This window comes from Aureibacter tunicatorum (assembly GCF_036492635.1).
Taxonomy (GTDB): Bacteria; Bacteroidota; Bacteroidia; order Cytophagales; family Cyclobacteriaceae; genus Aureibacter; species Aureibacter tunicatorum.
In genome coordinates this window covers 3506805-3521658 of record NZ_AP025305.1, presented here as the reverse complement: position 1 = coordinate 3521658, position 14854 = coordinate 3506805, and the positions used below count along the sequence as shown (strand labels likewise).

Sequence of the window (14854 nt, the reverse complement as noted above, 5' to 3'; positions counted from 1 at the left end):
AATATTTAGCAAATCTCCCAAGGACGGGGAGCGGGGTATTGTAACGACTATAAAGATGGGGTTGTGAGAAAAGCCAGCCAAAAGCTGGCTTTTATATTCTATGATGCTGACAATGAGATGCGTGAATTACTTGCGCAATTCTTGCCATACTAGAGAGCTAGCTCCTAGAACGGCCGCGTCTGCACCTGGAAGTTCTGATTTGATGATATCCACCTTGTTTTGGTAGATTTTCAGGAGGTTTTCCTCCATGTATTTTTTAGTTGGCTTGATGATCATGTCTCCAGCGTTAGCTAATCCACCGAATAGGAAGATAGCCTCGGGACTAGAGAATGCCACCGCGTTTGCAAGCGCTTCGCCAAGCTTTTCAGCAGTGAAGTCGAATGCTTCCAAAGCAAGTTTGTCGCCTGCTACCGCCGCGTCATAAATCGACTTGGATGAAAGCGTGCCTGAGCTTACTTGCTCTCTAAGAACGCTAGGCTCCATAGTGTCTCCCAACAAATCGTAAATAGTTCTTACGATTCCTGTAGCTGAGCAATATGTCTCTAAACATCCTCTTCTTCCGCATCCGCATTTTCTGCCGCCTTTTTCCACGATCACGTGTCCAAGTTCGCCAGCGAATCCATCATGGCCATAAACCATTTCCTCGTTGATGACGATGCCGCTTCCAAGGCCAGTGCCTAAGGTGATCATAATGAAATTTTTCATCCATTTTGCTCCACCGTAGATCATTTCTCCGATAGCTGCAGCGTTCGCGTCATTGGTTAATGTGATAACAGGGTAGTCGAACTTCTCTTTAAGCAGTTCAACCAAAGGCACCACTCCTTTGAATTTCAAGTTAGGTGCGTATTCTATAGTGCCGGAATAGTGGTTCCCATTAGGGGCTCCTATACCTATACCGTTAACTTCAATATCTTCTTCTATTGTTTTCAAACAATCCTTTACGGCGCTTGAAAGTTCGTTGACATACAAATTGATGTCGTCGTACTTGTCTGTAGGTATATTCCCTCTCGAAAGTACTTCGCCTTTCTCGTCAACAATTCCGATCACGGAATTTGTGCCGCCAATGTCTATACCAATTGCAACTTTTCTCATCAAAATAAGATTTAATTTACCTTTATATTGTTAAAAAACGAGAATCCCCAAGCAAGGAAAGCCTCGTAATCAAAGATAAAATAAAATACAGTAATTGTTTTTTGAAAGACTGTATTTTTTTAGCAGTGGGGAAAGGGTTGCGCCTTGATTACCCCTTTCATAAACCAGTGCGGCCCTTTCCCTGATTGTTAATTTGTTAATTTCCCTTTTCCCATCAAATAACAACCCAACCATAGACCCTTTTGATCCGTGATTGTGATGCAATGATAGGGATCGATGTTGACACTGGATTGTAAAAATGGGTGACATTCGGGTTACATTTTATTTTTTTCTTAAAAAAGTTGTTGCTTTGAGGTCTTTTTTTGAAAAATGATTAAAATTGGGAGTCGATAATTCGATTTTTTCTTAGGAAGCGAGTCTGCGCGTGTTGATAGTGAAGTAATTTGCGTTACATATATATATGTCTTATTAAACCTTTTTGAATTTCATGAAAAACATAATGAAGATGTTTGTCGCATTATTTGTTGTTGGTATTATTTTGCCTTCTTGCGACAAGAAAAATAACGAGAATAGTTCTTTGAGCCCTGAACATAAAAAGGCTCTGGAGCAAGTGTCGCAAGACAGAAGAGCAGGTATGGAGTTTTTAATTAAATATATGCCTGATCGAGATAGAGAGGAATTGAGTGCTGATTATTTGCTGGAGCATGTGAATCTAGCTTATGAAGCCAGAAACGCTCATGATTGGGCTAAAAACATTCCAGAGGAGATATTTTTAAATGATGTGCTTCCGTATGCCAGCTTCAATGAGAAAAGAGAAAGCTGGAGAAGGGACTTTCGCGACAGGTTTTCTAAATATGTAAACAATTCTCAGACTTTAGAAGAGGCAGTTAGGGCGATTAATGAAAATGCCAAAGAGGAATTGGAAGTGATATACTCGACGGAAAGGCCTAAGCCGGATCAAGCGCCTCAAGAGTCTATGAGTTGTGGATTAGCTTCATGCACAGGACTTTCAGTATTGTTGGTGGATGCTTTTAGGTCTGTAGGTATTCCTGCTCGTATAGCTGGGACGCCAAATTGGACTCAAAAACAAGGAAATCACAATTGGGTGGAGGTTTGGATAGATGGCGTTTGGTATTTCACGGAGTATTATTTCGATGATCTTGATCAAGCTTGGTTTTTGAATGATGCTGGACAGGCGAATCCAAACGATAAGAAATACTGGATTTACGCGACTTCATTCAAGCCTACAAGTGATAGTGTGCATTTTCCTTTGGTTTGGGATCTTGATATACAATATGTGAATGCGGAAAATGTGACTGACAGGTACATATCTATATATAAGGAGAAAAATGAAGAGGAGAAAGCTAAGCTTGATGGCAAGGCAAAGGTTGAGATCAAAATGTTCAAAGATAATGTTTGCAGCCAGATTGGCGATAATAGAGTGAGCGAGGAAGTTCAAGTTTTCGATAAGGATGGGAATTTGCAAGGAGAGGGAGTGACAAGCGCTCCGGAAGAGGACATGAATAAAATTTTAACCATGTATTTAGCGAAAAATAAAATTTATAATTTAAGATACAAAAATAGCTCTGGAAAGCTTAAGGTTGAGGAGTTAAATATTAGCGAAGATAAATACAATATTGTCTTGTTTTTTAATGAGTGATATTTTTAATTTTGTATAAAAAGGCTGTGAATATTTATATTCGCAGCCTTTTTTTTTGTCTTAAAGATGTTGTTGTGTTTTTGAAAATATTTTAAAATACCCCTCTTTGAATTATGTTTTTTTAAATTGAGGCTATTTATAGTGATTTCATTTTTAATAAATTATAAAAACTTATGCTTTTTTATTTGGTGGTTAAAATACAAATGTATACTTTTGATCCGTTAATAAAATGATCCCTTTCTTAAATCCCGTCAAGTCACGCCGACCCCTAGGTAGTGAACTTGTTAACGCATGCTTTAGGCAGGTGCTTTCGCTAGGCGAGGGCAAGAGCTGGAGGTAATGCTTTTTCATATTCTTACAAATTCATCTTTAATGATAAACTTTTAAAATATGGACTTTAGAAAGTTGGCCGTTTGGCTTATTCTAGCAGTTTTGTGTCCTATGGTTTCTTGGGCACAAAGCCGACAAATCTCAGGTCAGGTAACTGACGCTAATGACGGAATGCCGGTTCCGGGAGTAAACGTAGTAATAGAAGGTACTACGGACGGTACGGTTACTGATTTTGACGGTAACTATACAATGGATGTTCCTGGAGCGGATGCTGTTGTTTCATTCTCATTTATTGGATACGAAACAAAAATGGTGACTGTGGGTAATCAGTCTGTTATCAATGTAAAACTAGGAGAATCTGTAAAACAATTACAAGATGTTGTGGTGACCGCACTAGGTATTGAGCGTGAAGAGCGTTCATTGGGTTATGCGGTTTCTGAAGTAGGTGGGGCTGAGTTGACGCAAAGTGCCAACAATAACGTGATGAATTCATTGAACGGTAAGGTAGCCGGTGTTCAAGTAACTCCATCTTCAGGTGGTGCTGGTTCTTCTGCTAGAGTTATTATTCGTGGATCCGCGGTTTTGGAAGGTAGCAACCAACCATTGTATGTAGTTGATGGTATTCCTATTTCAAATTCTCAATTCCAGGATTCTGATAGTGAAAATGGTGGTACTGACTCTGGTGATGGTATGTCTTCGATCAACCCTGAGGATGTAGAGTCAATGTCAGTATTGAAAGGTCCTGCAGCGACGGCTTTGTATGGTTCTAGAGCGATCAACGGTGTGATTTTGATTACTACAAAATCAGGTAAGGGCGCTCAGCAAGGATTGGGTATCGATTATAACTTCACTGCGTCATTCGATGTTGCTAACATCACTCCACAAGAACAGAGTACTTTCGCTGTGGGTACGCAAGGTCAGTATTTGCCAATAAACAGTAGTGCGTCTGATCCAAGTAATGCTCGTGAGAATACTTCTATGTGGGGACCTCAGTACAAAGATGTTTCTGGAACGCACAATGCTTTCTATGATGGTAAATCTAGAGAAGTAAGGTATCATGACAACTACAAGAACTTTTTCGGTGTAGGTCAAACTTTCACGAACAACATTGCATTGACTAACAATACTGACAAAGGGTCGTTCAGATTGTCTTACTCGAATGTGAACAACAATGCCATGGTTGATAACTCGGGTTATCAAAGAAACTCATTCAACTTTAGAGGTACTACTAAAATGATGAATGATAAGTTGACAGTTGATGCTAGAGCTACATATATTAATGAAAAAGCTGACAACAGAATGCAGTTGGGTGGATCGACTCAAAATTATCAAAGCTATTTGTTGGGTATGCCTTCTTCCACTGATGTAAGATGGATGAAAGATTACAAAGGTCCTGATGGAAGACCTTTAGGTTATGATCAATTGAATAGCAACCCTTATTGGACTGCTCATGAAGTGGAAAGAGACGATGAGGAAAATAGATTCATGGGGATGACGACTTTGACTTACAAGTTCAATGACAACTGGTCTATTATGGGTCGTGCAGGTACTGACTTTAGAGCTTTTAGACAATATGAGCTTAACCCTATGTACACTCCTTATTTTGAGTCTGGTCAAGGATATATTAGAAATGCTACTGAAAGAGAAGATAACATGGATTTCATGGCTACTTTCACGAAGCAATATGGAGATTTTGATTTGACAGTTAATGCTGGTGCGGCAAGAATGTACGTAATCAGAGAGTTTAGCGAAACTGGTTCAAGAGATTTCCCTTCTGATGATTTGCAGCATCCTGGCGCTGGTTCTGACAGACGTGTATTCTACAGCACATATGAGAAGGAATTGAATTCACTTTTTGCTACAGCTACTTTAGGATACAAAGGTATTTATTACTTAGATGTTTCAGCTCGTAATGACTGGTCTTCGACATTGCCTTCAAACAATAATTCATATTTCTACCCTTCTGTAAGTGGTAGCTGGGTATTCTCGGATATGGATTGGGAAATGCCTTCGTGGTTGTCTTTGGGTAAATTGAGAGCGTCATGGGCGCAAGTAGGTTCTGATACTGATCCTTATAATCTTTATCAAACATACTTCTTGGAAGGTACTGATAATAACGGAATTAACGTAGGTGGTATCGATGGAAACGTTGTATTGAACGAAAACTTGAAGCCGTCGATTTCAACTTCTTATGAATTTGGTGCTGACTTGAGATTCTTTGATGACAGATTAGGTTTAGATGTTGCTTACTATCACCAATCTGCTGTTGACCAAATTATCCAAGTAGGTGTAAGTGAGGCGTCAGGTTTCGAAAGAGCTTTGATCAACGCTGGTGAGATTGTTAACAAAGGTTTTGAAGTTGCCCTTTATGGTACGCCTGTTAAGACTGATAACTTTTCTTGGGATGTGAATGCTAACATGTCATACAACAAAAACGAAGTGGTTTCGTTGTCGGAAGGTATCGATCAGTTGCCATTGTTGAACTATGGTTCAGTAAGTGTTCAAGCTAGACCTGGGCAGCCTTACGGTGTGATTACTGGTACTGCTTACCAAAGAGATGATAATGGCAATATCATGGTGAATGACCAAGGTGCGCCGATTATCAATGGTAATGAAGTAGAGGTTTTGGGTAATGGTGTTCCTAAGTGGATGGCTGGTTTGAGAAACTCATTCTCTTACAAAAACCTATCATTCTCATTCTTGATTGACGGTAAGTTTGGAGCGGATGTTTACTCGAATACTAATAGATCTATGTATGCTTCTGGTAAGCATGAGGACACGGTTGATCCAAGACTTGCTGTAGCGGGTGGAGGAACATGGAATCCTGGAAACGCAGTTGGTCCTGATGGAAACCCATATGTTTACAACTCTCATGAGTCTGTAGAGCAGTGGTTCAGAAACCAACCGGACGAGGCTTTCATTTACGATGCTTCATTCATCAAATTGAGAGAGGTGATGATTACTTACAGATTGCCAAAAGAGCTTAACGAAAAAATGGGTATTCGTAACTTGGCTATATCTGGTGTTATTAATAATGTTGGCTACCTGTGGAAGAATACAGACAACTTTGACCCTGAGAGTGCATACACTGTTGGAAATGGTCAAGGTGTTGAAGCAACAGCTATTCCTTTACCAAGAACTTATTCAATTAAGTTATCGGCAAATCTTTAATTATTAATTGACTAGACCAATGAAATTCAGAAAATATATCGCAATGAGTGCCGTGGCAGCTACGGCTCTCCTTTCAAGTTGTATTGACGAGGACATGAATAAAGATCCATGGAAAAACAATGACATGGATCCTAAGCACCAGTTTGCTATGACTCAATCCAAAATGGTTTCAAATGGATATGAGGCATGGAGAGGTAATATCATCATGACAGGACCTATTTCTGGGGTTGGAGCATGTCTTTTGGGTACAGGTCAAGCTTTTGGATTAAGCGATGACTACCATGGAGCTACTTGGAGAACATTGTACAAAGATGCTATTAAAAACTTCCCTGATATACTTCGTAAGCTTGAAGCTGAAGATGCACAAGGAAAAATAGGTCAAACTCGTATTGTTCGAGTGATCAACTTCTTGAGACTGACTCAGTTGTATGGAGATATTCCTTATACTGAAGGTGGTAGAGGCATGGAAGGACAAGAGTTTTTGTTTCCAAAGTATGATGATCAAAAGTTCATCTTGACAGACATGATCAACGAGCTTCAAGAGGCAAGAGATCAATTGGCTGACGGAGAAGAATTGTTCGGCGAGGATGGCGACTTCTATTATAGAGGCGACATGAATAGCTGGAGAAGGTTAGCGAACTCAATGATCATGAAAGTAGCTATGTTGATGGCTGAAACTGATGAGTCTGCTTTGGCTAAACAAGCTTTTGAAGAGGCAGTAAGCCACCCTTATGGTTTTATTGAAGAAGTAAGCCAATCTGCTACAGTTCCTCACTCGATGAACGGTGGTTCTTGGGGACAAAACAGAAGTGGTTACGGTGTGGTAGTTAATGGTCAAGTAGGTGGTAACGGTCACGTGACTATTGAAGATAAGACCTTGAAGCTGCTTCAAGAGAATGAAGATCCTAGAGTTTTCTGGTTGCTATGCCAGTTGCAACAAGAAGGTGGAGGTTATTCAGCAATAGATCCTAACCGTTTTGTTGATTTTGATCCATTCGAGATGTCTGAGGAAGCAGGTGAATCATTCAAGCCTGTTCACTATAGAGGCGCTAGAGAAGCTTCTGAATCAAATGGTAGAAATGGAGTTTTTGTTTCTATCGATCAGAATGGCGGAGAAAGTATTCTTCAGTATAACTTCATGATCACTGATATCATGCAAGGAGAATATGATGAGGATAAAAACATGCAGTTGAGAACGTTAGCAAGAGTTAACCCTCATACTATCGGTGCTCAGGATGCGCCTACGTTATTGTTCTCTTCAGACGAGTCATACTTCTTGCTAGCTGAGGCGGCATTGAGAGGATGGAATGCTCGTGGATTTTCTGCGGCTCAAGCATACAAAAGAGGAATTGAGGATGCATGTTTGAAGTATCCTGCATTCTTGCCAGGTTCTGATGTGGCAACAGCTTACATGAGAGCTTATGAAAGCGGTTATGATTATAACTCAGAAGTGTCGAGATTGGCTAGTGAGCTAGAAACTGAATTCAACTCATCTCCAAATCAAATGGAGTTGGTGATCACTCAGCACTGGTTGTCTAAATTTGATAACGGTTATGATGCATTCGCTCTTTGGAACAGAACGCATTACCCTTCAATGGTGACTTCAACGATTGCTGAAGATGCAAAAAGAGTTCAGTTGCCAGCGTACAATGCTGCTGATATTGAAAAAGGCGATTTCTCTAATCCAATTAAGTATGTGGATATCTTGAGACACAATGGTGGTAACACTAACTATGTTAGACCTTCTCGTCTTGCTTATCCTTCTTCTGAGACTAACATGAACGGAGCTAATCTTCAAGAGGCTATGGACAGACAAATTAGCCAAAATGGTATTAGCAATGGAGGAACAGGTTCATTAGTAATTCGTCAATGGATTTCTAAGAAAAATTAATAGAATTATTTAAAGTTCAATTTTTTTGTCAAGCACTTCCACTGGGAGTGCTTGATTTGTTTTTAAGGAGTAGGTTTGCTTTTAATATCTTTTTTAGACTGTTATTTCTTCGTTTTTTCTTGAAAAACAAAGTTTTAATTTCTGATAAAATTTTTTCATCAATTTTGCAATATCAGAAGAAATATAAGAGCGAATAACTTCGTTGTTTTAATGCGGGCTGATTGTGTTTGGTTCATTAAAAAGGCCTGCTTGTCATCAATTACGATTTGTCATTTTATGAGTAGCAGAAGAAAATTTCTCAAACTATCATCCATAGGAGTGCCGTTATTGGGAACTTCCATTTTTCAATCTTCAATAGTGGAAGCGGCAACAAAGAAAAGATCTAAAGGCGTCAAAAAGCCGGTTGTGATATCGACATGGCGCAATGGCATACAAGCGAATGAAGCCGCATGGAAAGTGCTTTCAGCGAAAGGCGAGTCGCTTGATGCGGTGGAGCAAGGCGTGATGGTTGTGGAGGCTGATCCTAAGGATAGAAGCGTAGGGTATGGTGGCCGTCCTGACAAGGAAGGCAATGTGACTTTGGATGCATGCATCATGGACCACATGAGCAATGTTGGCGCTGTGGCTTATTTGAAGAATGTAAAACATGCTATTTCTGTAGCAAGAAAAGTGATGGAAGAGACTCCGCATGCCATGATCGTTGGTGATGGAGCTTATCGCTTTGCGATGGATCAGGGATTCAAGCATGAGAACCTATTGACTCCCGAGTCTGAGAAAGAATGGAAAGAATGGCTGAAAAAATCGAATTACAAGCCGGTAATCAATATTGAGAATCATGATACTATCGGAATGCTGGCGCTTGACGAGAACGGTAATATTTCCGGTTCATGCACAACAAGCGGCGCTGCTTGGAAGATGCCGGGAAGAGTAGGCGATTCCCCGATCATTGGAGCTGGGTTGTTCTTGGATAATGAAGTTGGAGGTGCTGTGGCCACAGGTTTGGGAGAAGCGGTTATTAGAACTGCCGCGACGACAATCTGCGTGGAATATATGAGAATGGGAATGCATCCTCAGGAAGCTGCCAAGAAAGCTATCGAAAGAATTTGCGATAAGCATAAGAATCATCCAGACATGCCTAATCTTCAGGTTGGAATTTTAGCGCTTAATAAAAATGGCGAATATGGCGGGTTTGGCGTGAGATCAGGATTCAATTACGCGATTTGCGATAATGATAAAGGAAATCGACTAGAAGACGCTGGATATAAACTTAAGTGGGATTAAGAGCAAGATGATTCTTTTAGATCATTAAGCATAAAGACATTAAAATATGAAAAAGGCGATAATAATTTTTTTGATGGTTTTTGGATTTCAATCGATTCTCAATGCTCAAGAGCTGGCATTAATGCCATTGCCGCAGTCTTTGGAGATCAATGAAGGCAAGTTTCGTATAGACAGAAATTTCAATATCCAAATAGAAGGGCTTGAGAATGAAAGGCTGATTAACGGTTCTTATAGATTCTTGAGAAGACTGGATGATAGAACAGGTTTTTTCTTTTATCAAAATAATGACTTCAAAGTTGATACAGCTTCATCATTAGTAATTCAAGCTCAAAGAGAAGGCGAATTGAAAATTCACGAAGACGAAAGTTATACGCTTTTGATCGATACTTTGGGGATTAGCATTAATGCGCCAACTGATTTGGGAGCGATGTATGCTTTGGAAACATTGGTGCAAACGTTGTCGGTTGATGAAGACGGATATTATTTCCCGGCTATGAAAATCGAGGATTCACCTAGATTTACATGGAGAGGATTGATGCTTGATCCTGCTAGGCATTTTTTGTCAGTTTCAGCGGTTAAAAAACAACTTGACGCCATGGCTTCGATGAAAATGAATGTTATGCATTTTCATTTGAGCGACAACCAAGGTTTTAGAATAGAGAGCAAATTGTATCCGCAATTGCATCAGTTGGGATCGAGTCGCGGAGAGTTTTACACACAAGATGATATTAAGGATATTGTAGCTTATGCCGCTTTAAGAGGCATTAGAGTAATTCCGGAAATAGATGTGCCGGGACATGCGACGCCGATATTGAAAGTATTTCCTGAAATTGGCAGCCATACAGGTGATTACGAATATGTACTGGAAACATGGTCTGGTGTATTTGACCCTACCTTGGATCCAACTAATGAAAAGACTTACGAGATTCTGAAGGATATTTTTACAGAAGTTTCCGCATTATTCCCTGATGAGTATTTCCATATTGGCGGCGATGAAAATGAAGGCCATCATTGGGACGCTAATGAAAATATTCAAGCATTCATGAAGCAAAATGGATTGGAAGATAATTCCGCTTTGCAAACATACTTCAGCAATAGGGTGCTTGAAATTGTCGAAGGCATGGGCAAAAAGATGGTCGGCTGGGACGAGATTTACAATCCAAAGTTGTCTAAGAAAGCGATTGTTCATGGTTGGAGAGATTGGGAAGGCTTGGATGTATATGCTGCGGCTAAGGATGGTTATGAAATGATCATTTCTGAAGGTTATTATATTGACTTGATGCACAATGCAGATGTACATTATTTAGTGGATCCTGTAGATCCTGAGTTGTCTCCAAAGGCTAAGGAACTAATTATCGGCGCAGAGGCTCCAATGTGGTCGGAGCTTGTGACTGAGTTCAATATAGATTCAAGAATTTGGCCAAGAACAGCTGCTATTGCCGAAAGATTTTGGTCTGCCGAGGATGTAAGAGATGTTGAGGATATGTACAGAAGGCTTGACAGGGTTAGCTTGTATTTAGAGCAAGATGGTTTGGCGCATAACTCTTCAAGAGAGAGTATTATGAAAAGCTTGTCCAATGGTGAAGATATAGCTCCTTTGCGTAATCTTGTGAATGTGGCGGAGCCTATGAAAGTATATACAAGGAATCCGGGAGGCAAGATGAACCATAATTACTATACGTTCAAGAAATTTGCTGATGCGGCTACTGCCGATGCTCCTGATGCTCGCAAATTCAATTATCTGGTTAAGGATTATATGAAAACAGGCGATGCTATTGCTGAAAAGGAGATTAGATCTTACTTAAAAACATGGGAAGCTAACCATGAGCAACTATTGCCTGTAATCCAACAGTCTCCGATACTGGGAGAGATCAAAGAACTATCTGAAAATTTAAGCATCGTTTCTCAATATGCCATAGAAAGCTTGAACGGAGTAAACAAGACGGATTCATGGAAAAGAAAAGCTTCTTTGGCTGTTGCCAATGCTAGAAAGCAAGGTGGCAGAACGGAACTGGCAATGGTGGACAGTTTGGAATTATTGATTAATAAATAAGCGAAAAATAGAATGGCGACTTTAGGGTTGCCATTTCTTATACATAAATACTATTCATAGCATGTCGAAAAAATATAATTTGGAAATATGCATTGACTCTGTGGAGTCGGCAATCAATGCTCAAAATGGCGGAGCGCAAAGAGTGGAGTTGTGCGCTAACTTGCCATTGGGTGGAACTACGCCAACGCTAGGACTGATGGAAGTGGTGAGAAAACATTTGGAAATAGATGTTTATCCGATTATCAGGCCACGAGGTGGAGATTTTCTGTTTGATGCCTACGAAGTGGAGCAAATGGCTATCGATATTAAGCATTTTAAGGAAAGAGACGCTGATGGAGTGGTTATCGGTTTATTGACTGAAAATGCTGAAATAGATATTGATGGTTCTTCTAAATTAATAGAAGCTGCGGATGGAATGGATATTACTTTCCACAGAGCTTTTGATAAAGTAATTGATCCATTCAAAGCATTGGATACACTTAAGTCTTTAGGAATAAAAAGAGTTTTGTCTTCAGGACTTGAACCTACGGCTTTGGAAGGCATCGAAATGCTTAATAAAATTGCTGAATACGCTAAGGAAGATATTTCAATAATGCCTGGAAGCGGTGTGAATGCAAGCAATGTTCATTTGCTCGCTGAATTGCCTTTTGTCAAAGAATTGCATTTTTCAGCAAAAAACACAAGAAAGAACAATATGCTGATTCAAAATGAAAGAGTTAGCTATAGTTGCGCGGGTGTGGATGAGAATTACATCAGTTATTCCGACGAGCAAAAAGTGAAAGAGGTAAGGAACATTTTAAACCGACTTGAAAGTGAAGCAAAGTAGAATTTGGAATGTGATAATGCTATTCTTGGCTACTACGAGCTTGTTCTCATGTGCTCAAGAACAGTCAAAGGTGTATGTTGAAAGCAGCCTCCATGATGGTTGGCAGTTTAAGCAAGCCTCCAAAAATGAATGGAAGGAAGCTATAGTTCCTGGTGTTGTTCATATGGACCTGATGCGTCATGGAGATATTGAGGACCCATTTTATAGAAGCAATGAGAAGAAAGTTCAATGGATCGAAGAAGAGGATTGGGAGTATAAGACTTCTTTTGACGTTTCTGAAGATTTGATGAACAAGGACCGAATCGAGATTGAATTTGAAGGACTTGATACATATGCTGATGTTGTGATCAATGGCATTAAAGTTTTATCAGCGAATAATATGTTCGTGAGATGGAATAAAGATGTCAAGCAATATTTGAAGCTCGGAGAAAATGAGATGAAAATCACATTTAGATCTCCAATCAATGAAGTCATGGATCAATATGAATCCACTGGCTTTGAGTACCCTGCAGACAATGATGCTCATGAGAAAAAATTAAGCGTATTTACTCGTAAAGCTCCCTATCACTATGGTTGGGATTGGGGAATTCGATTAGTTACAAGCGGAATATACAGACCTATTACACTTAAAGCATGGGACGAAGCTAAGCTTGTGGATGTGTGGGTAAGACAGAATCATAAGGAAGACCGAGTAGAACTTCAACATACTATAGAAGTTGAATCTTTTGAGGACGGACAAGTTCAATTTGTCATTAATTCTCAAGACAATAGCTTTGAGTCAATCCAAAAGACTTTTGACCTTAAGAAGGGCTTGAATACATTGGATTTAAGTTTTGATATTATCGACCCTGAATTATGGTGGCCTAATGGTTTTGGTGAGCCTCATTTGTATCCTGTGCATTATCAGTTGATGAGTGATAATAAAATTTTGGATGAATTGGATCGTCGCATAGGCTTGAGAACTTTTGAAGTGATAAATGAACCTGATAGCATCGGAGAGTCATTTTACATGAAAGTCAATGGACATCCGGTTTTCATGAAAGGAACGAATTACATTCCTCAGGACAATTTGTTGCCAAGAGTGGACAGCTCTAGATATGAGCATCTTATGAATACAGCAGTGGCATCGAACATGAATATGATTCGCTTATGGGGTGGTGGTATTTATGAAAATGACTACTTCTATGAGTTGGCGGATGAAAAAGGTCTTTTGTTGTGGCAAGACTTCATGTTTGCTTGTACGATGTACCCTGGTGATGAAGCCTTTTTGGAGAATGTCAAAAACGAAGCTGTAGACAATATTAGAAGATTAAGAAATCACCCAAGTTTGGCTCTATGGTGCGGCAATAATGAAATTCAAATGGGCTGGGAGAATTGGGGCTGGCAGGAGTCCAGAAATTATTCTGTTCAAGACTCAGTGTTGCTGTATGATTATTATACCAAGCTGTTTAAGGAATTGCTTCCGCAAATGGTTGAAGAACATGATCCCGGACGTTTTTATTATCCGTCTTCGCCAATCAGCAATTGGGGTGAACTTGAGGATTTTAAATATGGCGACAACCATTATTGGGGAGTTTGGTGGGGCAAGAAGCCTTTTGAAAGCTTTAGAGAATATATTCCAAGATTTATGAGCGAGTTTGGCTTTCAGTCATTCCCAGAGATGAGAACGATTAAGAAATTCGCCACTGAAGAGGATTGGAATATTGATTCGGATGTGATGAAAACGCATCAAAAAAGCTCCATAGGCAATATTACTATTAAGGAATACATGGATATGTATTACCGCGAGCCAAAAGATTTTCCTTCATTTGTTTATTTAAGTCAAATACTGCAAGCTGAAGGCATGAGAATGGCCTTTGAAGCCCAAAGAGGCGCAAAGCCATTTTGTATGGGTACATTATACTGGCAACTTAATGATTGTTGGCCGGTAGCTTCATGGTCAGGGATGGATTATTATGGCAACTGGAAAGCCATGCAATATTTCGTCAGAGATGCATTTACACCTGTGTTGACAACTATGGAAGAAAAAAATGGTCAGTTGGAGGTGAAAATTATTTCTGATGAGCTTGCGGATAGGTCTGCTGATTTGAAATTGGAACTTTACGATTTCAAAGGCAACCAAATTTCGACGCATAGTCAAAAAGTTGAAATCCCTTCCAATAGCAGCGAAGTGTACTGGCATAAGGATGTTAGTGATTTCTTGAAAGGACAGGATAAGAAGAGTGTGGTATTGGTCGCTGAAGTAATTAGTGAAGGAAAAGTATTGACTAAGAATACGCATTACTTTGTGCCTGTAAAAGACTTGAAACTGAAAAAATCTTCATCGGATATACAAATAGAGCAAGTTGACGGAGGATATGATGTAACAATCTCTTCAGAGACTCTGATCAAGAATTTGTATTTGGAGATTGAAGGCAAAGGGTTCTGGTCTGACAATTATTTTGATGTCGTGCCTGGACAGCTTTCGAAAATTAGGTTGGAGACAGATAAGCAATTGAAGTCTGAAGATATTTCCAGCTTTAGTGTTGTGGATACATTTTAACAAGTGAT

8 protein-coding genes are annotated in these 14854 nt (G+C 39.7%); 7 read left to right on the top strand and 1 reads right to left on the bottom strand.

Annotated elements, in window-relative coordinates:
• Positions 1–126: 126 nt before the first annotated feature.
• Positions 127–1092, bottom strand: coding sequence for an ROK family protein (locus AABK36_RS14790; RefSeq protein WP_309938118.1), 966 nt, complete (start codon positions 1090–1092; stop codon positions 127–129).
• Positions 1093–1579: 487 nt separating this feature from the next.
• Here AABK36_RS14790 and AABK36_RS14785 point away from each other — a divergent pair, with 487 nt between their 5' ends.
• The 7 genes from AABK36_RS14785 to AABK36_RS14755 all read left to right on the top strand — a co-directional run bounded on the left by AABK36_RS14785 (position 1580) and on the right by AABK36_RS14755 (position 14846).
• Entirely contained in the window at positions 1580–2752 is a 1173-nt protein-coding gene (locus AABK36_RS14785; protein ID WP_309938119.1) for a transglutaminase-like domain-containing protein, read from the top strand.
• A gap of 390 nt (positions 2753–3142) precedes the next feature.
• Positions 3143–6253 (top strand): SusC/RagA family TonB-linked outer membrane protein, encoded by a 3111-nt coding sequence (locus AABK36_RS14780; RefSeq protein WP_309938120.1) that lies wholly within the window; start codon positions 3143–3145, stop codon positions 6251–6253.
• Between the two features lie 19 nt (positions 6254–6272).
• A complete protein-coding gene (locus AABK36_RS14775; RefSeq protein WP_309938122.1) occupies positions 6273–8144 on the top strand; it encodes a SusD/RagB family nutrient-binding outer membrane lipoprotein in 1872 nt (623 codons plus the stop codon).
• Positions 8145–8420: 276 nt separating this feature from the next.
• Positions 8421–9425 (top strand): glycosylasparaginase, encoded by a 1005-nt coding sequence (locus AABK36_RS14770; RefSeq protein ID WP_309938123.1) that lies wholly within the window; start codon positions 8421–8423, stop codon positions 9423–9425.
• A 46-nt stretch (positions 9426–9471) separates the two neighbouring features.
• The gene (locus AABK36_RS14765; protein WP_309938124.1) at positions 9472–11478 is read left to right on the top strand and encodes a beta-N-acetylhexosaminidase; all 2007 of its coding nucleotides are present in this window, start codon (positions 9472–9474) and stop codon (positions 11476–11478) included.
• 61 nt (positions 11479–11539) lie between these two features.
• Positions 11540–12304, top strand: a complete 765-nt coding sequence (locus AABK36_RS14760) for a copper homeostasis protein CutC (RefSeq protein WP_309938125.1) — start codon at positions 11540–11542, stop codon at positions 12302–12304.
• On the top strand, positions 12291–14846 hold the full coding sequence (locus AABK36_RS14755; protein WP_309938127.1) for a beta-mannosidase: 2556 nt from the start codon (positions 12291–12293) through the stop codon (positions 14844–14846). The genes AABK36_RS14760 and AABK36_RS14755 overlap by 14 nt, the downstream gene beginning before the upstream one ends.
• The last annotated feature ends 8 nt before the right edge of the window (positions 14847–14854 follow it).

Coding starts and splice junctions, on each gene's coding strand:
- AABK36_RS14780 (WP_309938120.1), top strand. CDS start 3,143: ATGGACTTTAGAAAGTTGGCCGTTTGGCTTATTCTAGCAGTTTTGTGT.
- AABK36_RS14760 (WP_309938125.1), top strand. CDS start 11,540: ATGTCGAAAAAATATAATTTGGAAATATGCATTGACTCTGTGGAGTCG.
- AABK36_RS14790 (WP_309938118.1), bottom strand. CDS start 1,092: ATGAGAAAAGTTGCAATTGGTATAGACATTGGCGGCACAAATTCCGTG.
- AABK36_RS14770 (WP_309938123.1), top strand. CDS start 8,421: ATGAGTAGCAGAAGAAAATTTCTCAAACTATCATCCATAGGAGTGCCG.
- AABK36_RS14785 (WP_309938119.1), top strand. CDS start 1,580: ATGAAAAACATAATGAAGATGTTTGTCGCATTATTTGTTGTTGGTATT.
- AABK36_RS14775 (WP_309938122.1), top strand. CDS start 6,273: ATGAAATTCAGAAAATATATCGCAATGAGTGCCGTGGCAGCTACGGCT.
- AABK36_RS14765 (WP_309938124.1), top strand. CDS start 9,472: ATGAAAAAGGCGATAATAATTTTTTTGATGGTTTTTGGATTTCAATCG.